The organism is Mesorhizobium sp. RCAM 06353 (assembly GCF_059683585.1).
This window is the reverse complement of the sequence record NZ_JCASIY010000002.1, coordinates 466,198-486,525: the sequence shown is the minus strand read 5'-3', so window position 1 is coordinate 486,525 and position 20,328 is coordinate 466,198. Positions and strand designations below refer to the sequence as shown.

At 60.6% G+C, this 20,328-nt stretch carries 13 protein-coding genes and 7 pseudogenes; 11 read left to right on the top strand and 9 right to left on the bottom strand.

All coding sequences use genetic code 11. The features are described 5' to 3' along the window. Positions 1–387 precede the first annotated feature (387 nt). Positions 388–1,455: pseudogene (locus AC56QX_RS38565) on the top strand (aldehyde dehydrogenase family protein); the annotation flags it as partial. A gap of 173 nt (positions 1,456–1,628) precedes the next feature. On the opposite strand, the gene AC56QX_RS38560 reads toward AC56QX_RS38565, so the two are convergent. Further along, positions 1,629–2,969 (bottom strand): IS1380 family transposase, encoded by a 1,341-nt coding sequence (locus AC56QX_RS38560; protein WP_497112851.1) that lies wholly within the window; start codon positions 2,967–2,969, stop codon positions 1,629–1,631. 107 nt (positions 2,970–3,076) lie between these two features. Here AC56QX_RS38560 and AC56QX_RS38555 point away from each other — a divergent pair. The 7 genes and pseudogenes from AC56QX_RS38555 to AC56QX_RS38525 all read left to right on the top strand — a co-directional run. Continuing rightward, positions 3,077–3,442 (top strand): annotated as a pseudogene (locus AC56QX_RS38555) (aldehyde dehydrogenase family protein); the annotation flags it as partial. 669 nt (positions 3,443–4,111) lie between these two features. Continuing rightward, on the top strand, positions 4,112–5,863 hold the full coding sequence (locus AC56QX_RS38550; RefSeq protein WP_497118535.1) for a CocE/NonD family hydrolase: 1,752 nt from the start codon (positions 4,112–4,114) through the stop codon (positions 5,861–5,863). Between the two features lie 398 nt (positions 5,864–6,261). After that, on the top strand, positions 6,262–7,944 hold the full coding sequence (locus tag AC56QX_RS38545) for an ABC transporter substrate-binding protein (protein WP_497118534.1): 1,683 nt from the start codon (positions 6,262–6,264) through the stop codon (positions 7,942–7,944). After that, positions 7,941–8,930, top strand: a complete 990-nt coding sequence (locus AC56QX_RS38540) for an ABC transporter permease (RefSeq protein WP_497118533.1) — start codon at positions 7,941–7,943, stop codon at positions 8,928–8,930. The genes AC56QX_RS38545 and AC56QX_RS38540 overlap by 4 nt, the downstream gene beginning before the upstream one ends. Then, positions 8,927–9,859 carry an ABC transporter permease gene (locus tag AC56QX_RS38535; protein WP_497118532.1) on the top strand — a complete coding sequence of 311 codons (933 nt, stop codon included), beginning with the start codon at positions 8,927–8,929 and terminating at the stop codon, positions 9,857–9,859. The genes AC56QX_RS38540 and AC56QX_RS38535 overlap by 4 nt, the downstream gene beginning before the upstream one ends. Further along, the gene (locus AC56QX_RS38530) at positions 9,856–10,875 is read left to right on the top strand and encodes an ABC transporter ATP-binding protein (RefSeq protein ID WP_497118531.1); all 1,020 of its coding nucleotides are present in this window, start codon (positions 9,856–9,858) and stop codon (positions 10,873–10,875) included. The genes AC56QX_RS38535 and AC56QX_RS38530 overlap by 4 nt, the downstream gene beginning before the upstream one ends. Then, positions 10,851–11,855 carry an ABC transporter ATP-binding protein gene (locus AC56QX_RS38525; protein WP_497118530.1) on the top strand — a complete coding sequence of 335 codons (1,005 nt, stop codon included), beginning with the start codon at positions 10,851–10,853 and terminating at the stop codon, positions 11,853–11,855. Before AC56QX_RS38530 ends, AC56QX_RS38525 begins: the two co-directional genes overlap by 25 nt. Positions 11,856–12,180: 325 nt before the next feature. Here the strand turns inward: AC56QX_RS38525 and AC56QX_RS38520 are convergent. The 4 genes and pseudogenes from AC56QX_RS38520 to tnpC form a co-directional block, all read right to left on the bottom strand. Continuing rightward, positions 12,181–12,721: pseudogene (locus AC56QX_RS38520) on the bottom strand (IS66 family transposase); the annotation flags it as partial. Between the two features lie 106 nt (positions 12,722–12,827). Beyond that, complete coding sequence (gene istB, locus AC56QX_RS38515; RefSeq protein WP_497118202.1) at positions 12,828–13,604, bottom strand: IS21-like element helper ATPase IstB; 777 nt, start codon at positions 13,602–13,604, stop codon at positions 12,828–12,830. A 17-nt stretch (positions 13,605–13,621) separates the two neighbouring features. Continuing rightward, positions 13,622–15,174: pseudogene (gene istA / locus AC56QX_RS38510) on the bottom strand (IS21 family transposase). 153 nt (positions 15,175–15,327) lie between these two features. Beyond that, positions 15,328–16,017, bottom strand: a pseudogene (gene tnpC, locus AC56QX_RS38505) (IS66 family transposase); the annotation flags it as partial. On the opposite strand from tnpC, the gene AC56QX_RS38500 reads away from it, so the two are divergent. Further along, positions 15,898–17,562, top strand: coding sequence for a recombinase family protein (locus tag AC56QX_RS38500; protein WP_497118529.1), 1,665 nt, complete (start codon positions 15,898–15,900; stop codon positions 17,560–17,562). The pseudogene tnpC and the gene AC56QX_RS38500 sit on opposite strands and share 120 nt — an antisense overlap. 24 nt (positions 17,563–17,586) lie before the next feature. On the opposite strand, the pseudogene istA (AC56QX_RS38495) reads toward AC56QX_RS38500, so the two are convergent. Beyond that, positions 17,587–18,354: pseudogene (gene istA / locus AC56QX_RS38495) on the bottom strand (IS21 family transposase); the annotation flags it as partial. 149 nt (positions 18,355–18,503) lie between these two features. Between istA (AC56QX_RS38495) and AC56QX_RS38490 the strand changes: the two are divergent. Next, positions 18,504–18,653: pseudogene (locus tag AC56QX_RS38490) on the top strand (AAA family ATPase); the annotation flags it as partial. Between the two features lie 98 nt (positions 18,654–18,751). On the opposite strand, the gene AC56QX_RS38485 reads toward AC56QX_RS38490, so the two are convergent. From AC56QX_RS38485 to tnpA (AC56QX_RS38475), 3 genes are read right to left on the bottom strand one after another with little or no spacing between them, the layout of a single operon-like run. Further along, positions 18,752–18,970, bottom strand: a complete 219-nt coding sequence (locus tag AC56QX_RS38485) for a hypothetical protein (RefSeq protein ID WP_497118528.1) — start codon at positions 18,968–18,970, stop codon at positions 18,752–18,754. 16 nt (positions 18,971–18,986) lie between these two features. Next, complete coding sequence (gene tnpB, locus AC56QX_RS38480; protein WP_497118527.1) at positions 18,987–19,367, bottom strand: IS66 family insertion sequence element accessory protein TnpB; 381 nt, start codon at positions 19,365–19,367, stop codon at positions 18,987–18,989. Further along, entirely contained in the window at positions 19,333–19,776 is a 444-nt protein-coding gene (gene tnpA / locus AC56QX_RS38475) for an IS66-like element accessory protein TnpA (RefSeq protein ID WP_497118883.1), read from the bottom strand. The genes tnpB and tnpA (AC56QX_RS38475) overlap by 35 nt, the downstream gene beginning before the upstream one ends. An 83-nt stretch (positions 19,777–19,859) precedes the next feature. On the opposite strand from tnpA (AC56QX_RS38475), the gene tnpA (AC56QX_RS38470) reads away from it, so the two are divergent. Beyond that, the gene (tnpA, locus tag AC56QX_RS38470) at positions 19,860–20,306 is read left to right on the top strand and encodes an IS66-like element accessory protein TnpA (RefSeq protein ID WP_095205360.1); all 447 of its coding nucleotides are present in this window, start codon (positions 19,860–19,862) and stop codon (positions 20,304–20,306) included. Positions 20,307–20,328: the final 22 nt, after the last annotated feature.

Here is a 20,328-nt window from a genome sequence, read left to right as displayed (position 1 = left end):
TTGCCGTTGTCTCAGGAGGGTCGTCGGGAATTGGATTGGCTTGGGTCGCCGACTGCGCGTCGCCGGTGCGGACGTGGCTTTTCGGCCAGAACGCGGATCCCACCCGAGCCGCGGAGCAGGCGGTTCGCAAGGAAATGCCGTCCGGACGCCGCCTGCTAGCCCGGCCCCGCCGACCTCCGGGATCATGCGTCCGTTCGTGACTTCTTCATGCGGATCCATTCGTTGGAGCGATCATCGACGTGAACGGAGGGAGTTCGCTCCCCGCATGAGCCCAGTCACTATCACCCCGACCAAGGTTGGAATCACATGATTATGCCTGACATTGAACTGGCCAAGCGCGCTGCTGGCGAAATCGCTGAACGCATCAAGACAACCAAGAGGTCCGAGATGCGAGAGCGCTGGCCGGCGCAATGCCTCGTGGATGGCGAATGGGTGGGTGAACCTGAATTGTCGGTGCTCAATCCCTCCACCAACGAAGAAATTGCGAAGGTTCCCGATTTCGGCGCCGCAGAGACTGCCAAGGCCATCGCAGCGGCCAAGCGCGCGTTCCCGGCTTGGGCAGGGCTCCTCGCCAAGGAACGATCGACGACTTTGCGCCGATGGCATGATCTCGTGGTGGAACATGCCGACGAGTTGGCTCGGATACTAACCAGCGAACAGGGCAAACCGTTAGGGGAAGCCAGGGCTGAGATCCTCTACGCGGCCTCCTTTTTGGAATTCTACGCCGAAGAAGCAAAGCGGATCTATGGAGAGACAATTCCAAGCCACATCCAGGACGGCCGCATTGTGGTGATCCGTCAACCAGCGGGCGTCGTTGCGGCGATCACGCCCTGGAACTTTCCGGCAGCGATGATAACCCGCAAAGTTGGCCCGGCCCTTGCGGCTGGCTGCACGGCCATCGTCAAACCTGCGCTGGAAACACCGCTCACGGCATTCGCCATTGTTGCCCTCGGTCAGAAGGCGGGTCTGCCGCCCGGCGTCCTCAATGTCATCACGGGAAACGCTCACGCGATCGGTAAGGCACTCTGCGATAGCCCGGATGTCCGCGTGCTGAGTTTCACCGGTTCCACGGCGGTCGGGAAGCTCCTGATGGCGCAGTGCGCGACCACCGTGAAGAAACTCGCGCTCGAATTGGGTGGCAACGCTCCCTTCATCGTCTTTGATGACGCCGACATCGATGCGGCCGTCGCGGGGGCCATGGCATCGAAATTCCGCAACATGGGGCAGACCTGTGTGTGCGCGAACCGCATCTATGTTCAAGATTCCATCTACGATGCGTTTGCCGAAAAGCTTGCGACCGAAGTTGCGCGGCTCAAGGTAGGCGATGGCATGGCCGAAGGCATTGGCCAGGGACCGTTGATAAGCGCGGCCGCGGTTGCGAAGGTGGAGCAGCATATTGCCGACGCTGTGGCGAAGGGGGCGCGCATACTTACAGGGGGCGCTCGTCATGAGCTAGCCGCCTTGATGCACAGCGATGAGTTTTCGGCGGCCTGAAGCGACGATTTGGTCGCGATGTGGGTGCATTTTGACAAGCCTGGGCGGGCGGCGGCGGTGATCCGTCGTGATGGCAGGCGGGGTTTGCAGGTTGCGGTCGGCGGGTTCGTTTCGGGGCGTCTGCGCCCCTGCGGTTATGTCGCGAGCCGCGGGATGCGGTCGAGGACGATGCGCAGAATACGCTGGTCGGGGCAGGATGTCGGCAGGTGCAGGCGGATTTGCGTTTTGATCTCGACCACCCGCGCGGCGATTTTGATGAGGCGCAATCGCAGCGTGTCGAATTGGGCGACGGCAAAGCTCGAGCGTTTCGGCATCGCAGCGCGCAGGCCCCACATTAGCCAGTAGGCGCCGGCATGCAGGAAGAGCCGGAACTGGTTGGCCGTCGCTCTTGTGCAGGATGTGCGGTCGGCGGCAAGATGCGTCTTCCAGGACTTGATGTGGTTCTCGGCTGCGCCGCGCCGGCAGTAGAGGTCCTCGTAGAGCGCCTTGGCCTTGCCACTGGTCAGATTGGTGACGATGAAGCGGGTGTCGGCTCCTTTGGCGCCGACCTCGACGCGGGCGATGATGCGCTCGACGCGGCTCCAACTGGCGGCGCCGTCAAAGAACTCCTTGAAGCGGCGGACCTTGTTCGATTTCGCCGACGCTTCAAAGCGCGCCGTCGTGCGGGCTTCCAGGTCCGCGACATGCTCGCGCAGCGTCGTGGTCGGCGCTACGCCGAGGATGAAGTCTACACCGTTGGCGCGGCACCAGTCGATGACCTGCGGACCGCAGTAGTGGCTGTCGGCCCGGATCAGGATCCGTGTGTTCGGCCAATTGCTCCGGATCGCCCGCACGAGGCGGCGCAGGTGGGGGCAGATCTCAGCCCCGCGCGGCCGCCTGGCCGGTCGCAGGATCGCGCTGACGAACCGGCCCGCACCGTCGAACACTACGATCGGCTGGAAGCCGTATTCGTCGTAATGCGCGTTGAACAGGCGCAATTGCTGGCCGCCATGTACGGCGTCAAACGTGTCGTCGATGTCGAGCACAATCCGCTTCGGCACCTGCCGGAAGGAAGCGCAATAGAGGTCGACCATCGCCCGCCCCATGGCGACCAGCTCCCGCACGCCGGGCAGGTTCTCCAGCCGGCACAGCGTCGATTGCGAGGCCAGATCCCGACCCGACGGCAGCGCATCCTGGGCCATCTTGAAGACCGGATCGGAGCGCAGCCGGTTGGCGTCGTTGCCATCCTCATAGCCGGCGGCGATCATCTTCATGCGAAAGCCGATCATGTCCGCCAGGCTGTGGACCACCTGGTCCGGGCAGCGCGGATCATCGATGCAACGCGCCAGACGGTCGGCCACCCGCAGTCGTTTTTCCACCTCGGCCAGCACCAGAACGCCACAGTTGGAGGACAACATGCCGCCGTCGAAACGGGCGACGACGGACTTGCCGCCCACTGATGACAAACCGCTCAGCGGCAGGGTAAGATCATTCATGGCGGGTGTGGTCTCCGGGAAATGATTCGGATCGGCCTTAGCAACCAAATCCTACGTCATTTCAACGGCTTGCGCCACATCCGCCAACCCGCCGTGAATTTTTCGGGCTAGGTGGCACCTTCTACAAGCCGACGGTGCTTTCCGACGTCACCCAGTCGATGAAGGTCGCCCGAGAAGAGACGTTCGGACCGCTTGCCCCGTTGTTCCGATTCAGCGATGAAAAGGACGTGATCGCGATGGCGAACGACACCGATTTCGGCCTCGCCGCCTACTTTTATGCACGCGATATCGGCCGCATCTGGCGTGTCGCAGAGGCCCTTGAGTACGGCATGGTCGCAATCAACAGCGGGCGTCTCTCGACCGAACTCGCTCCTTTCGGGGGCGTCAAGGAGTCGGGCATCGGTCGCGAAGGATCCCGCCACGGCATCGAAGAGTACACGGAACTGAAGCTCATGCTCATGGCCGGCATTTAACTAAGCAGCGCCTCTTCTCCGAGGCGGATGTGCCCGGTGGGCAGCAAATCCGCTGCTCACCGGCGCTTACGCGGTCTTTTCCGACCTGCCTCCACATCGTATTGCCCGTAGAGCAGTGCCGACGGTTACCCGGAGCCTTTCCCATCGTGCCCACAACCATGAAATGCCCCGCAGTCGGCATTAGCTGGCGTGCTGGCGTCAAGTCCTCCATTCGTCAGGTTTGGACTAAGGACACCTCTTGATCATTGTGTCAAACCCGCGGCCTCGGGCCAAATCGCACAGGTCGGTGCTGGTGCCGGCGCCGGAGACCTTCTGACGCTACGCGCATTGCCCAGGCGACGTAAGCCGACGTCATCATTCATGACGCGCTGGTGTTGGACGCGATCGTCGTTAGGCTTCGCGGCCAGTGACGACAACTTCCGCTATCGCGTAGGCAGTTTGTGGAGAGCACTTTGTCGTCCATCTTGATCTTAGATCGGAGTAATATAGAAACGGAATTTGACGACGTTTGCCCAGGCCTTCATGGTTAGATTTGTTTTCGGGAGCATTTTGGCGCTGGTTGTAGCGTTCGCCTTGGAGCATCAGTCGCGCGCAATTCGAAGAGCTTACCGACGAACAAGATTTCGCGCTGACAACTTTCTAAGCGCAGGGAGGAATGGACGGTCCAAGATGAAGCTAGTCAACGCCCTTACCGAAGCTGACGTGGTGCGTGATCTGGGCTACGTGCCTATGGAGGACGGAACGCGCATCGCCTATATTTCATGGCGGAAAAATTCGGGCCGTTATCCTACCGTATTCCTTTACAACCCGTACGCTGCGAGTGCGTCCCCCTTCAGCCTTGCGAAGCCGTTCCTCGAAGCTGGTTACGCTTTCGTGGGGGCCAACTTTCCCGCCACAGGTTGCTCGGAGGGCATCCTTGAGCGTTGGTGTGACTCCAAGGAAGGAATTTATGGCGCCGAAGTGGTCGAATGGATTGCTCGACAGCCCTGGAGCGACAGCAATGTTGGGATGGTCGGCAATTCATCTGCAGGTACCGTTCAATTCTGGGTCGCAGCAGAACAACCTCCTCATCTAAGGGCCATCGTAGCGAGTGGCGTTGAAGACGGCTACGAGGACTGCAGCCAATTAGGCGGGATGTTGCAACTCGCCATGGTCCGGTGGGCAATCGAAAGTGAGTTCGTCAGTCAGGTTAGCGGGGTGGAGGATCGGATCAGCGCGGGCGATAACGAGTGCGCCGCAATTCGCGGCAGCGATCGACAAGTCGTCAAAAACCGTTTCTTCGACGAGGCCAGAAATCACCCATTAAAGGATGAGTTCTGGGACTCGACCTGCTTGGCTCGAGATGAGGTCGCCGGCAAGGTCACTGTGCCCACAATGCTTATAGCCTCATGGCAAGACACCTGCGGCGGCGCGGTCAGGGAGAGTGCGCGGCTATTTACTCAGCTAATGCCGAAAGTGGAGCACAAGAAGCTTGTCTTGATGAACGGCGATCACGCAATTGCCGGACCTGGCCCCAACGGCTATAGCCTGGTAGACGGCGAGCGTATGAAATTCTTGGATCGTTGGGTGAAAGGCGTCAAGAATGGAATAGAACATGAAGCGCCCGTAACCGTTTATTGGGAGGTCCAGGAGCCCGATCAAGACCCTAAGAAATCGGTTGCGGGCTGGGTCACTAGGCACAAGACGTGGCCAGAACCAGCGATCGAGCGACACCCATTTTATCTCACAGCTGATGCCACGATCTCGCCTCACAAACCCGAAGCTAGCCCCAACGAAGGGGCTCGCACCTACCTTTACCCGGTAGGAGCAGAGCTTTACGGAAACAATCAGCAATTCGCGATCCAGCCGACCGCGGTAGGCGTGTTGAACTACCGGACGGCCGCAGCCGTTTCGGATATGGCCCTGCTTGGAAACCCCGAAGTAATTCTCTATCTCAGCATCGACAATGGAGATGACGCTGACGTGGAATTAACGTTGAAAGACGTCAATCCCGAAGGCGACCTACTTTTCTTGCAGTCCGGCCTATTGCGCGCTTCGCTGCGTGCGATCGACGAGGCACGGACTTATGCCGACGAAGTGGTTCATTCCTATCGCAAATTTGAGAAACTCGTGCCCGGGGACGTCTACGAGATACGGATGTCATTGCTTGGACCTATAGCTCACGTTGTTCGACAAGGACATAGCCTCGAGTTAACCATCGGTGCCCCCAACCCCATTTTGCATAGCGACATCGGCAGCATTCCTGCTGGCGCTCCGTCCATCAACAATGTTTACCATTCAGAGCAATATCCTTCCAAAATTCTCCTTCCAGTCTTGCCGGGGGCAGTGCCTCAAGCACCGGCACCCGAGTGGGGCACGCAACGAGCTCAGCCTTGTCGGAAGGGAACTGAGTTTGTCCGTGGCGGACTGCCGATTCGGTAAGCTTCACCTCAGACGTACCCGGCGGCCGGTAGCAGACCGAGAGCGATAGGAGAAACGAACGAGAGTAGTGTCCGGCACGGGCCATACACGAGGCGCTGATCTCGTTGCTGACGACTCTGGAAAGGCAAGCTGCTTGCCAAGGCGGGCCGCGAAATCGAACGCCGATCCATCGAATGCGGATGGGTTCACCTGCCGAACGCAGAAATCATCGATGGCCGCTACCGCGTTCAGCGATACACCGCACAAGCCAGCGGCCCATTCCGCCGGAAACATGCGCAAAAAGGAGAAGAACGCCGAATTGCGCAGTCTAGCTAGGCACATATCCAAATTTCCCGATTGGCACCGTTAAATTCTGACGTTCGTGCCACGAAAAGAGAACAGAGTGGAGGAACTACTTGATGAACAGCTGGTTACTCGATCGCCGTGCAGTCCTGAAAGCAATGCTTTTGGGTTCGGCTTTACCTTGGGTTATGAACTCGCGGGCATTCGCCGGCTCTTCTTGCACAGATGGCATTGTGCGCATCGCCGGAATTTCAGCACCCGACACTATGAATCCTTTTGCCACTTGGAGCTCGTCCTGGCCGACGTACTTCACTTATGACGCCCTGGTCGGTGTGGACGCCCAGCGCCACAACGATAGGCGGGGATTTGCCGAATCATGGGCCGTTGCAGACGACAAGCTTACATGGACGTTCAAGATTTGGCCGGGCATGAAGTGGTCTGACGGTCAGCTTGCGACTGCCCGCGACGCGGCGTTCACCTATAACTATTTGCGCGGCTCCATGGGCAAGCCGGACGAATTGAACGTCGGCTACAACAATACGGGTGGCTTGGAGAACATTGAGTCCATTACGGCGCTTGATGATGAGACCCTTCAAATGGTTACCAAGAGCCCCACTCGTTGGCCGGTCGACAACTTCATATTGATGGTCCCCGAGCACATTTGGAAAGATGTATCCTACGCTGATGCGCGCGGTACTTTTCAGAACCAGCCGCCGCTCGTGGGAACAGGGCCCATGATCGTTTCGGAGTTTCAGCCGGGACAGTTTGCCCGTCTGACGCCGAACGAATACTTCCGCGCAGGACGGCCGGCCACTGCCGGCATGATCCATCGCTTCTTCAATACCGCCGATCCTATTGCTCAGGGGCTGAAGAGCGGCGACCTGGACTACGGAATAAGCCTGACAGCTGCCCAGTGGGATGACCTTGCGAATGATCCTTCTATCGCAGTCGGTCAATCGCGCATCGAGCAGCGGAATTATTTGGCCTTCAACACTACGTCCGGGGAGGGTGCAGGCAGCACAAAGGCCCTGCAAGATCCCGCGTTTCGGGATGCGATCGGATTCGCGATCGATCAGAAAGCCATCGTCGATCGAGCCATGCGCGGACACGCCGACCCTGGCGTTGGAGTGGTAATGCCGTTGGCGGCCGATTATTACTCGGACATGAACGACATCAGGCGCCACTTCGATCTCGCGGAGGCCGGGCGTCGTCTCGATGCTGCAGGATACCGAGACGCAAACCGCGACGGCTTGCGGGAGGACAAGGAGGGAAACAGCCTCCAGCTCGAGATGATTACCGGGACCGTCTCGGGCATACTCGAAATGCCGATCGCGGCTGTGCAGCTTATCGCTGGCTGGCTGGGACAAATTGGCATTAAAGTGTCGGTGACTCAGCTTGACTCCGGGGCACTCAACACCCGTACGGCAGCACCAGCAAATGGCGGCGGAGGCTGGGACCTGCTCGTTTCAGGGAGCTGGCTGTCTCCCACGCCTCACGATCTGCTTAGTCTTGGTAACAGCAAGCTTATTGGCGTGGGTAACGCTTCATACTGGAAGAATGAGAAGTTCGATGCGCTGCTAGCGGAGGTCGACGTGACCCCTGACATCGAGAAGAGCCAGAAGCTAGTCGATCAAGCGTCGCGCCTCATTTATACCGAAGCGCCCTACATCATGCTCTGTTATCCTTTCATTCTCGAGGCCCATCGGAAAAATTGCTTCAACGGCTGGGGAACCGAGGATGCAGTGTCCATGTGGGGCTATTTCCCGTTTGATCGCCTGAAGCCGGTGCCAGCGCCGTGAACGGAAGCGGGACGAGCCGGCACATCGGGCGCATCCTCATCAGGGCGATCATAACCCTCCTGATGGTGGCGGTCCTGAACTTCATCCTGTTCAGGGTCATTCCAGGCGACCCTGCATCGCTTCTGCTGGGCGGGGCACGCATGAGCGTTACCGCTGAGCAGATGGAGGCGCAGCGCCAAAACTGGGGTCTTGATCGGCCGCTGTTTCCGGATCAAGTCGTCGACTACCTATCGGCAACTCTCCGGGGCAATTTCGGCTACAGCTTCAAGTTCAGGGGTAGGCATGTCGCTGATCTGATCGTGGAGCGCCTGCCCGCCACAATTGTCCTGGTGGGCCTGGCCCAGATGATCGCTATCTTTTGTGGGGTCCTGCTCGGCATCTATGCGGGGTGGCGCAAGGGAGGGGCCGTCGACCATATCGCCACGGGAGCCTCTCTGGCCCTCTATTCGACGCCGTCGTTTTGGTTAGGAATGATCCTGGTTGTGGTCTTCAGTACGGCACTGGGCTGGCTTCCTGGTTATGGTGCATATTCGCCCGGCGCTAACATCAGTTCCCTTGACTGGGCGCTTGATTATCTGCGGCATCTCACGCTTCCGGTCACCGCGGTGGCGCTTGGGCTAATCGGCCAATACGTTGTGGTCGCACGTGCCGCAATGAGTGACGTAGTCACCGAGGATTACATGGTAACCGCACGGGCCAAAGGGCTGACCAATGGTCAAATGCTGATGCGTCATGCATTTCGCAATGCAATGCTACCGGTCGTAACACTGATCACCCTCAATCTCGGCTACGTGGTGGCAGGTGCCATCACCGTCGAAGCCGTCTTCGCCTGGCCGGGGATCGGCGGCCTCACGGTCGACGCGCTCAACGCACGGGACTATCCTGTCCTTCAGGGGATATTCCTGTTGCTTGGTGCGTCGATCGTTGTCGCAAACCTCATAGCCGATCTTGCCTACGGCCTTCTTGATCCGAGGGTTCGACAATGAGTGAAAGTACAGTTCGATATTCCCCCCGAGGGCGGGCGCGCGCGACAAAAGGCTTTCTGCGTCAATTTCTCAGCTACGGCGGCGCTCAAGTGGGCCTCGTATGTCTGGTATTCTTTCTTGTTGTGGCGGCGGTCCCCAATATTCTGGTGGGACCGCTCCAGACTGCGATCAATGCATCCGGCGATTTCCTCGTGCCCCCATCAAGCGAGCATCTGCTGGGGACGGACGAGGTGGGGCGGGACGTGCTCAATCTGGTCATCCATGGTGCCCGGATTTCGCTCACGATCGCGCTGCTGGCGACTTTGATCAGCCTCGTCGTCGGGACTACGATCGGTATGACGGCTGGCTACTACGGTGGCAGAGTGGACGTCTGGCTGATGCGCTTGACAGACTTCTTTTTTGTCATGCCGTCCTTCGTGCTGGCGCTGGTCATCACACCCGTGGTTCTCGAGGTGATGGGGCGGGGCAGAGAAATCCTCGGCTTCCGTCCTTCTCTTTTCGTGATCCTTGTCGTTATCGGCATGACAAGCTGGGCCTTCGTCGCACGTATCGTTCGCAGTCAGACACTGTCGCTCAAGGAGCGAACATTCATTGATCGCGCACGCGTTGTGGGCAGCAGCAATCTCAGCATCATGGTGCGACACATACTGCCCAATCTCGTGCCGCAAATCGCGGCCAACGGTGCCCTGGTCGTCGCCAGCGCAATTTATGTGGAGACGTCGCTTTCGTTCCTCGGGCTTGGCGACCCGTTGCAGCCTTCCTGGGGCACTCTGCTTTCGCTCGCTCAACGCGCCGGTGCGGCCAGTGCGGGAGCCTGGTGGTATCTCGGTGCCCCCGGAGTGTGCGTCCTCACGGTTTCGCTTAGCTTCGTACTGATTGGCAATGCCCTCGACGACACATTCAATCCACGGCGGAGGGTTATTCCATGACAAACTCCTCCCAGGAGAAGGCTCCGCTTCTGGAAGTCAACGGGCTATCTGTCGACTATGGGTTCAAGGGCGTTTCATTGCGAGCGATCGACAATGTGACCTTCGCGCTCCGGGCCGGAGAGGCCGTTGGCCTCGTCGGAGAATCGGGCAGCGGGAAGACCACAACAGCAATGGCGATCGCGGGCCTGCTATCACCCAACGCGCGGCTCAGCGGCGGCCAAGTGCGCTATCGTGGCAACCGACTTCCGATCGACGATGATGCGGCGATGCGGCCACATCGCTGGAGCGAAACGTCCGTTGTATTCCAGGGCGCGATGAATGCGCTTAATCCCGTTCATCGCATCATCAAGCAGATCGCCGAGCCGTGTATGCTGAAGCTCGGGATGCCGAAGGCTGAGGCAATCGCCCGAGCAAAGGAGTTGCTCGGACTTGTCGGCATTCCGGCCGATCGCGGTTCCGCCTATCCCCACGAGTTGTCGGGCGGTATGCGTCAAAGGGTGATGATTGCCATGGCCCTCGCATGTCGCCCGTCGATCATCATCGGCGATGAGCCCACCACGGCGCTCGACGTCATCACACAGGCTCAGATTCTCAAGCTGCTAGGGGAGTTGCGATCGCAGCTTAGCCTCGCCCTGATTTTGATCACCCACGACCTGTCTGTGGTTGCTGAGTCGTGTGATCGCGTGTTGATCATGTATTCCGGCCGCATCGTTGAGGACGGAACAGTTGCCGAGATCTTCGCCCAGCCCAAACATCCCTACACCCGCCTGCTGATCGAATCGATCCCGAATCCAGCGAGTGGGAAACGGATCATTAGGGCCATCCCTGGTGATCCCCCCAACTTGATGAACCGGCCGTCAGGCTGCGCCTTCCATCGGCGTTGCCCGTCGGCCATGGGGGTTTGCGCGACCGAAATCCCCAGCCTCGATGAGTTCGGGCGCGGACGCGTCGCCTGTCACCTTCACCGGTCCTCGCAAGAAGGTCGCAGTCCATGCCTGACACCGCCGATATCCTGAGTCTTGAGAGCCTGCAGGTCCATTTTCCTATCCAGGGCGGGCTGTTCGACCGTGTCCTAGGCCGACCTGCTGGCGCCGTGCGCGCGGTGGACGGGATCGACCTCAACATCGGACGGGGTGAGATCGTCGCCTTGGTCGGGGAGTCTGGTAGCGGCAAGACCACTGTGGGCCGCGTCATCACCAAGCTTGCGCAGCCGACAGGCGGCAGGTTGCTGTTCGAGGGCGAGGATATGACCTCAGTGCGCGGCTCCTCGGCATTGCGTCCTTACCGACATCGCGTGCAGATGATTTTCCAGGACGCTTATCAGGCACTCAACCCGCGACACACGGTGTTCGATATCGTGGCGGAGCCGCTGCGGTCATTGCGGCTGGTCGAGGATGGCAAACAACTCGCGCACCGAGTGAGCGAAGCGCTTGCGGCCGCTGGGCTCAATCCTCCCGGCGATTTCTTCGCCCGCTTCCCGCACGAGCTATCCGGCGGGCAGCGCCAGCGGGTGGTGATTGCCGGAGCGCTTGCCGTCCGGCCGGAGCTCATCGTTGCAGATGAACCTGTGTCGATGCTCGATGTCTCGATACGCGCTCAGATTCTTCAGGTCCTGGTTGACTTGCGCGACAAACACAACATGGCGCTGCTGTTCATTACCCACGACCTGCCGCTCGCCTGGTTGATCGCCGACAGGATTGCAGTCTTGTATCTGGGAAAATTGGTCGAGATCGGTAGCGCCGACGAGATCACATTCAACCCCCGCCACCCCTATACCGTCGCCTTGCGCAACGCTACCCCGCAGATTGGGGCCAATGCAGGCCGCGCCGAGATGCCGGCCCTGCAAGGCGAGGTTCCAAGTGCCGCGCGCGTGCCGAAGGGCTGTCGGTTCCATCCGCGTTGCCCCGTGGCATTTGACCGCTGCAAATCAGAGGAGCCGCCGGTTATCGAAGTAGGACTGCAGCACCTTTCAGCGTGTTGGCTGCCGGCAAAATGAACGCCTGCCCGTAGTTCTCAGACTTGCTCGGTCGTCCAGACGCTCTGCAATTGGACTTTCCTTGGAGCAGGACTAAAGCGGCCCTGCTCTCTTCGATATTGTGACTCGGGTCAATCACGGTGCTTACTGATCTTTTGTGGGCCTCGAGGATCTCCAGGCCGCGCGGCCGCATTCCGAGTGGCTGCAGATCCACAGATCCACATACCGAATTCGAGGTTCGAACTTTTGCCAACCCACCTCGGGCACAACTTGAGCGTAAGCGCTCATTTCCATGCGCGTTGACGCGGCCCGTTTGACGGGGTCGCTGTCAGACGGCTGCATCGGATCATGCAGCGGCGGTTTTGGCGAAGTTGAAGGGCAGCAGGTCGGTGATGTCGGCGTCTGTGGCGCGCTGCGGCAATTCGCTGAGGACGTGGCGCAAGTAGGCCAAGGGCTCGACGCCACAGGCGCGGCAGGTCAGCATCAGGCTGTATATGACGGCGCTGGCCCTGGCTCCATCCACGGTATCGCTGAACAGCCAGGATTTTTCTGATATCGCGTTCGAGGAGGTTGTTGTCGATCGGCATCCTGCCGTCTTCTGTGTATCGCGTCAGGTACTCCCACTGGTTCAGAGTGTAGGACACGGCGTCGCCGATCTTGCTATCGGGCAAGACCTTCGGCGCGATGTCGTCGAGCCATGTCTTGAGAGCATTGAGGATGGGAACGCTGTGTTGCTGGCGAAAGCGGCGAATGCAATCGGCTTGTGTTTCGCCCTTGTCCGGCTTTTCGTTCCGCGCTTGGCATTCAACCCGGTAGAGCTGCTCGAAGAACTTGAGCGCCTGCTCCGGCGGACCGCCCCCCTTCTTTCTTGCCTTGAGGGCATCGACTGCGCATTTCGCAAAAACGGGACAGTCGTTCCGCTAAATCGCGGACAGCAGTTTCACTAAGTCGCGGACAGCAGGATGGGGTCGGTCCTCGGTTGCCTGGTTGAGCTCATTTGCGATTGATTTCGCCGTTTTCGGCGCCGGTCAAGAGCGGCGGTGTTTTTTGCTTTCTCATGCTGTCGCCTTCGAGGGTGACGCGATGGGCGTTGTGGATGATCCGGTCGAGAATGGCGTCGGCGATTGTCGGCTCGCCGATCATGGCGTGCCACTGGGCGATTGGCAGTTGCGCGGTGATCAGCGTCGATTTCCGGCGATAGCGTTCCTCGAAGATTTCCAGCAGATCGAGACGCTGCTGGTCGGTCAGGCTGTGGGTGCCCCAGTCGTCGAGGATGAGCAGTTGCACCCGAGCCAGTTTGTCGATGAGACGGGGAAAGCGGCCGTCGAGACGCGCCAGGGCGAGATCTTCGAACAGGCGCGGCATGCGCAGGTAGAGCACGGAATGGTCGAGCCGGGCGGCCTGACGTCCGAAGGCGCAGGCCAGCCAGGTCTTTCCGGTGCCGGTCTGCCCGGTGATGATGAGGTTTTCATGCGCCTTCAGCCAGGCGCCGTGGGCCAGCGACAGCGTATTGCGCCGGTCGAGCCCGCGATGCGCGGCGAAGTCGATGTTCTCGATGCAGGCGTCGACAAAGCGTAGTCTGGCAACGGCGAGACGGTTGGTCAGACGCTTGTCGGCACGCATGGCGGCTTCACGATCGAGCATCAGGCCAAGCCACTCTTCGCGACCGAGATCGTCGGCGTTGCTCTGGTCGGCCAGGTCCCGATAGGCGGCGGCCATTCCGCCAAGGCCGAGAGCCTGCATCTGGTCGAGGGTTGGATGTGTCAGCATGGTTGGTTTCCTTTCCTTCATTGATAATAGGAGCCGCCGCGGATGTTGGTGTGCGATGGCGTGGGCTTGACCGGCTCGGCCGCGGGCGGCACGCGGTCGAGGCCGGATTTGAGGATGGCGTTGACGGAGGAGTAGGTGATCGCATTGATGGTCAGTGCCCGCGCGCAGGCTGCCTCGAGCCGATCCCGCTCGTAGCGACGGGCCAGCGAGAGGATGCCAAACGCGGAGCGGTATCCCTGCTCGGGATGGGGCCGGTCGCGCATCATCCGCTCGACCAGGATGGCGGTGTTGGCGCCGATCCCGGCTGCCTGCCGGATCAGGTTCGCCGGCGTCGTGTTGGCATAGCGCTGGTGCGCCTTGGGCATGTGCTCGTTGACGGTGACATGGCCGCAGCGCTGCGAGCGGCGGACATGGCTGGCGACGCGCTTGTGATCATGGAAGAGCTCGACCACGCGGTGGGTGAGACGCACATCCACGCGCCGCCCGATCAGCGCGTGCGGCACCGAGTAGAAGGTCCTGTCGATCTCGACATGGTAATCGGGATGCACCTTCGCCGATTTCCACTCCGCATATTCGAACGGCGCCGGCGGCAATGGCGACAGGGCCGTTGTTCGATCTCCTCGAACAGCTCCCGGCGGCTTTTGCCGACATGGCGCATGGGGCGATTGTTCAGATCCTCCAGCAACACCACGATTGCGGCGTTGAGATCGCCGAGACTGAAGAAGCGCCGGTTGCGCAGCCGGGCCAGGACCCAGCGCTCGACGATCAGCACCGCGCCCTCCACCTTGCCCTTGTCGCGCGGCTTGCGGCTGCGGGTCGGCAGGATCGTCGTGTCGTAATGTTCGGCCATGGCGGCGAAGGTCTGGTTGAGCGTCGGCTCGAACCACAGCGCCTTGGCGACGCCGGCCTTCAGATTGTCGCAGACGATCGCCTTAGTTACCCCGCCGAAGAAGGTGAGTGCCCGGCACTGGCCCTCGATCCAATCCGGCAGCTTCTGGCTGAAGCTGGCATGGGCGAAGGTGAAGGACGACGCGCCCAGCACCGCAACGAAGATCTGAGCCTGGCAGATGACGCCAGTATCGGGATCAACGACGGGCACGGTGTGGCCCGCATAGTCGGTCTGCATCACCGCGCCCGCTTCGTGGCGGTTGCGGAACGTCGCGCTCGACCGGCGCTGGAAAGCGCCGAACCGGTCGCAAAACCATGTGTAGCCATAACCATCGGGGTGCGCCGCGCGGTATTCCTGCCACAACAACGTCAGCGTCACGCCCTTGCGCTTCAGCTCGCGCGAGATCATCGCCCAATCGGGCTCGTCCAGATCCTGCGGCGGACGGCCAACCCGGCGAAACAGAAGCCGCTCAAGCAATGCGTCATTGTCATAGCCCGGCGGCAGCGGCCAGTCCGAGATGCCAGCCTCACGGGCCCGCAACAGATAGGTCGAAACCGAAGTCTTGCTGATCTTCAGCCGTTCCGACACCGCACGCACCGAGAGGCCCTGCTCATGCGTCAGGCGCAGGATTGATCGTAGGTCTTTCACTGTCGTTCGTCTCGCTTGCTTCCGTCTTGGCATGGCCCCTCTCAACCCGATGATGAGAGGGCAAAATGCCAGAACGGCGCTCCCGAGAACCGACCGTTACATCCGCACCGAAAACTGTCCGGGAACTAGCGGAATCACTGTCCCGTAATTACTGAAATCGCTGTCCGCGAATTAGCGGAATGGGTGTCCGCGAATTTCTGAAACACGCACATCGACGAAGCGACGTCTGGAATGGGCCATGCATCCCACATGGGTGGCCCCTGCCAGCGTGCGCCATGCGGTATAGCCATCGCTCATCAGTATGCCGCGGTAATCGCCGAGGAAGGCCTGCGGATAAATCTGGCCGCGACCCGGTTGATAATCGAGCAGCACGATTGGCTCGTTACTCTCTTCGCCGCTCCGGTATGCCCACATAAATGATGTGCTGGTGGCCTCCCTGTCCTTTTCCTTCAGGACCTGGACGGTGGTCTCGTCGCCATGGATGAGTGCTTGAGACCTGAGCCGCAGCTTCATTGCGTCATAGATGCGGGAGAGATGCTTCTCGCTCGATCCGATCACCCAATGCCCCAGAGCGCCGCGGCTGACGGGCACGCCGGCTCGCTCGAATGCCTGGCTCAAGCGGTAGAGCGGCGTGCCGTCGACGTACTTGTGAACAAGAGCAAATGCCAGTGTCGAGGCCGTGGCGATGCTGCCCGGCAAGGGCTGCGCGGGCATCGGCGCGATCACGACCGGCGTATTGATGCCGGTGCGGTCGCAATGGCGGCAGGCATACTTGAAGCGCACATTCTGCAGGACCTTCGCCTTCACCTCGATATGAAGCTGCTCGGTAATGGCCTCGCCCATGTGGTGCATCCGGTGACGACAGCAAGGACAGTCCCGGTCGGCTTCGTCCATGACGGCCGCGATTGCGTCATCCTGGATCCGGACGCCCAAGTGCAGGCGGCGGTGCGACTGTTCTTCGATACCTTCAGACGCACCGGCTCCTGTTTGGCTGTGGTCAAGGAGTTCCACGCGAAGGATCTGCTCTTCCCGCGCCGCCTGAGAAGCGGCGCCCACAAGGGTGAGCTGGTCTGGACGGAACTCCTGCATTGTCGCGCGCGACAGATCATCCACAACCCCCGCTATGCCGGCGCCTTCGTCTTCGGCCGCACCAAGAACCGGCGTTTGCCGAATGGCAAATACTCCTCCCGGCAGGTCCCGAGCGAGGATTGGATCCTATTGCGCGATACACATCCGGGCTACATTAGCTGGGAAGACTACCTGTCGAACCTGGAGCGGGTGAAGGGCAACGCGCTCGCCTGGAGTTCGGAGCGGCACCATGGTCCCGCCCGGGAGGGGCCGGCCCTGCTGCAGGGGCTCGTGATCTGCGGTGCCTGCGGAGAACGGATGTCGGTGCGCTATCACTCTCATCGCAAGGCCGAGATACCGAGCTACTGGTGCGGCCGTCGCCCAATGCACCGAGGCGAGATTGGTCTGTGCCAAACGATACATGGAGGCGCGCTCGATGCGGCGATCGGAGAAATCCTCATCGAGGCGATGACGCCGCTCTCGATCGAAGTGGCGCTGGGCGTGCAGCAGGAACTCGCAACCCGCCAGGAGGAGGCCGACCGGCTCCGCCGGCAGCATGTGGAGCGGGCCAAGTACGAAGCCGAACTCGCCCAACGTCGCTTCCTCAAGGTCGATCCAGACAACCGCCTGGTCGCTGACGTGCTGGAAGCGGATTGGAACGCCAAGTTACGGGCGATTGCCGCCGCGCAGGAAGCATACGACAAATCCGCAGCGGCTGACGTCAGTGTCGTCAACGATACGGAGCGGGCGGAATTGATGGCCCTTGCCAGCGACTTCCCACGCCTCTGGCGGGATCCGCGCACGAAGATGAAGGACAAGAAGCGCATGCTGCGCTTGTTGATGGATGACGTGACCCTCACCAAGGGGGACACGGTGCATGTCGATATCCATTTCGTCGGCGGCGCGACTCGATCGCTCGATCTGCCGCTGCCGAAGTCGTGCGTCGTGTTGCGTACGACGGATGCCGCCGTGGTGCAGGAGATCGATCGACTCATCGACACCTATACCGACAAAGAGATCGCCGACCTCCTCAACGAGCGCGGGGTGCGCACAGTGGTGACGACCCCGTGGACCGCTGCACGTATAGGGCGGCTTCGCCATATCTATCAGCTTACCGATCGGCGTACGCGCCTGCTCGCGCAGGGCCTGCTGACCCCTGAGGACGTCGCGACCCGCTACGGTGTCGTGATCTCCACCGTGCATCTCTGGCGTCGGCGGGGCCTGCTGCGTGCCCACCCGGTCAACGATCGGGGCGACTTCCTCTACGAGATCCCGCAGCAGGACCTGCCGGCGAAGTTTGCTCACAAACTTGTTTACCAGGTCGATCCCGTAACTTCTTCATCACATAGCTGACGAGGTGCAGTATGAGCCTAAGCCCTTATCCTTCGGGCGTCTCGGCCTGGCTGCGAGAACTGCGGTGCCGTAATGGCTCGCCATCTCCGCATAGGTCCGGTTGAGACCGGGGTCGTAGCGGTCGGGGTTGGTGACGGCAGCCCTGAGATTATCGCAGACCACGAACTTCGGCACGCCATCTAGAAACCGGAACAGGTTGTTGTGAAGGCCGATCCAGTCGGGCAGGGTCTCGCTCGGGCACGCCTCGGCGTAGGTATAGTTCGAGGCGCCCATCGCTGCGACGAACAGCTTCATGGGACGCGCTTCGCCGGTGATGGGGTCGAAGATGTCGATGGTATCGCCAGCGAAATCGACGAACACCTTCTCGCCGCCCAGGTGCGTCTGGCGCATCGTCGGGCGCGCGCGCCCTTTCCAGGCCTCGAAGGTCGTGCAAAACCAGGTATAGCCAAAGCCGTCTGGATTGGCGGCACGATACTCTTCCCACAGCAGCACCCGCGTGACGCTGCGGCGGCGCAACTCCTTCTCCACATAGTTCCAGTCGGGAACGGACCGCCGAGGGCTTTGCGACGCCGCCTTCGGTGCCGGAAAGAGAAGCAGCTCAAGGCCTTCGTCATCCATCCCTTCAGGCAGCGGCCAGCTCAGCCCCGCAAGACGGGCACGCCGCAGGTAACCATGCACGACGCCATTGCTCACCCCGAGCGTGCGCGCGATGACGCGTTCGGTCAGGCCCTGGACATGCCTTAGACGTAAAACTTCTCTGATCCGGCGCATCGACAATCTCTGGGTTGGCATCAGGCTTCCTCGTTGCATTGACGAGGCAACCTGTAGCCCGGTTGAGATGTCGGCCGAAGCGTCCACAACCTTCGAGGAGGCCGCTCACGATCGTCTGAAATCGCTGCTCACGATCCCGTGAAATGCGTGCTCACGATCGACTGAAATACGCATACAGGCTGCGCCAGCATGCCGAATTGATGCCTGAACACGTCCGTTCGAAAGCCCTGATTACTCCACCGTCCTTCGCTCCACCATCGCGGCAGCGCGGTCGGCCGCTGAAAAATACCCATTTCTCCATGCCGTCCGAGACGGCATAATTGGGGAATTTTACTTCGGCACTTTTGGGGAAATTTCACCCGGTATTGACAGCGTGTTGCCTCACCTAATTTTGTTACCGGCTGCCTCACCAAGAATGTTACCCGCTCGCCAGACGTGTGGAATCTGAAGCGAGGTATGGCGCTAGGCTGCTGACCTCGCCGAAGAGCCGCTGCACGGCTTGTTGTCGCCACGCCCTTACTCGCTTCTGCAACGTGTGAAGCTGGCGCAAGCTGTATCGTCCGGGATAACGGACCTGGAACTCGACGAGAAGTTCAAGTGCGGTCTGATCCGGACGCTCTTCAAGGCACCGTGCCATCTCTTCCCAATGGTCCTTAAAGATGTCGGGACGTCGGCCGCGCGGTTTGTCGTTGAGCCGGGCGCACCATTGCATCGATGTCGATGCCGTCGAGAATCCAATGGAGCTGCTCGGTTATCAGCGTAACCACCGCCGTCTCCCGGCGTGGCCATCGGAACCTGTCTTCGGTCAGCCGCTTCAGAACCAGCACGAAGCCGGACCGGTCGAAGAACAAGAGTTTCATCCGGTCGCGGCGGCGATTGCAAAATGCAAAGACCGCAGGCGCAAATGGGTCAAGCTCCATCACCTCCTGAACCAGGACCGCAAGGCTGTTGATGCCGGCCCTAAAATCGATCGGCTCGCGGCGCAGGTAGACGTTGAGATCAGCGCCCAGTCTGAACATGGCCCAGAGCTCCAATGATCGCCGTCAACGCGTCTACATCACCGCATTCCAGCACCAGCTTCACGCCGTTCGGCAAAGACGCGCTCACCTTGGCTGCGAGTGGCGATGAGCCCATGCTTTCCGACTTCGACAGCCGCTCTTCACCACGCGCAGCAGGCCTGTCCACCGAATTGCTCTGCATAGGCAGGCCGTGGTCCGCAGCGGTGACTTGAACTGGAATGAACGCAGACGGTGCAGGTGGCGGCAAAGCACCGGCGTCTTCGGTCGTCTTTATCCATTTCCGAAGAAGGTTGGCATTGATCCCATATTCAAGCGCAAGTCGCGATACCGACACGCCAGGCTCAAGGCAGGCCGCAACTAGCCGCTCTTTCGACGCCGGGTCGTACCGCCTGCGGCCGTTGCGCAAAATCCGCCTCACCAGCAGTTTCTGTGTAAGCGCTGTCCCGTTGGCACCTTTCGCGCGTTGTCGTGAGCGACGATGCTCGGGGCCTTTGAGGGCTTCGACACATGACGATTTCAGAACTTACGCTTAAGTCCAGGGACGAGGAGCCGGTTCGACGGCTTGAGATATTCACGGGTTCTGGACGGCGGCGCGAATGGTTGCCGGAGGAGAAAGCGCGGATCGTGGCGGAAAGCTACGATGCTGGCGAGACGGTGAGCGCGGTGGCTCGGCGACATGCATTGTCCCCGCAGCAGCTGTTCGCCTGGCGCCGGTCCGCGCGGGTGCCGTTGGCGAATGCGCCGGCACCGGAGCCGTTGTTTGTTCCAGCGGTGGTCGCGGCACAGGAGCCCGAACCGGCGGGGAAGCGCGCGAGATCGACACGGCAGCGGAAGGCCGCGCGAGAAACCGGCGTGATAGAGCTGGAGATTGACGGCGTCGCCATGCGGGTCGGTCGTGGCGCCGACGCCAGGACGGTGGCGGCGGTGATCCGTGCGCTGAAGGCGCCGTCGTGATCGGGCCGACGGGTGTGGTCAA

What these genes read in the sequence shown, in the direction of transcription:
- tnpA (WP_095205360.1), top strand. Translation starts at nt 19,860, where the DNA reads ATGACGATTTCAGAACTTACGCTTAAGTCCAGGGACGAGGAGCCGGTT.
- istB (WP_497118202.1), bottom strand. Translation starts at nt 13,604, where the DNA reads ATGCTGACACATCCAACCCTCGACCAGATGCAGGCTCTCGGCCTTGGC.
- AC56QX_RS38485 (WP_497118528.1), bottom strand. Translation starts at nt 18,970, where the DNA reads ATGGCACGGTGCCTTGAAGAGCGTCCGGATCAGACCGCACTTGAACTT.
- AC56QX_RS38560 (WP_497112851.1), bottom strand. Translation starts at nt 2,969, where the DNA reads ATGAATGATCTTACCCTGCCGCTGAGCGGTTTGTCATCAGTGGGCGGC.
- AC56QX_RS38550 (WP_497118535.1), top strand. Translation starts at nt 4,112, where the DNA reads ATGAAGCTAGTCAACGCCCTTACCGAAGCTGACGTGGTGCGTGATCTG.
- AC56QX_RS38525 (WP_497118530.1), top strand. Translation starts at nt 10,851, where the DNA reads ATGCCTGACACCGCCGATATCCTGAGTCTTGAGAGCCTGCAGGTCCAT.
- AC56QX_RS38545 (WP_497118534.1), top strand. Translation starts at nt 6,262, where the DNA reads ATGAACAGCTGGTTACTCGATCGCCGTGCAGTCCTGAAAGCAATGCTT.
- AC56QX_RS38530 (WP_497118531.1), top strand. Translation starts at nt 9,856, where the DNA reads ATGACAAACTCCTCCCAGGAGAAGGCTCCGCTTCTGGAAGTCAACGGG.
- AC56QX_RS38500 (WP_497118529.1), top strand. Translation starts at nt 15,898, where the DNA reads ATGGCGGCAGGCATACTTGAAGCGCACATTCTGCAGGACCTTCGCCTT.
- AC56QX_RS38535 (WP_497118532.1), top strand. Translation starts at nt 8,927, where the DNA reads ATGAGTGAAAGTACAGTTCGATATTCCCCCCGAGGGCGGGCGCGCGCG.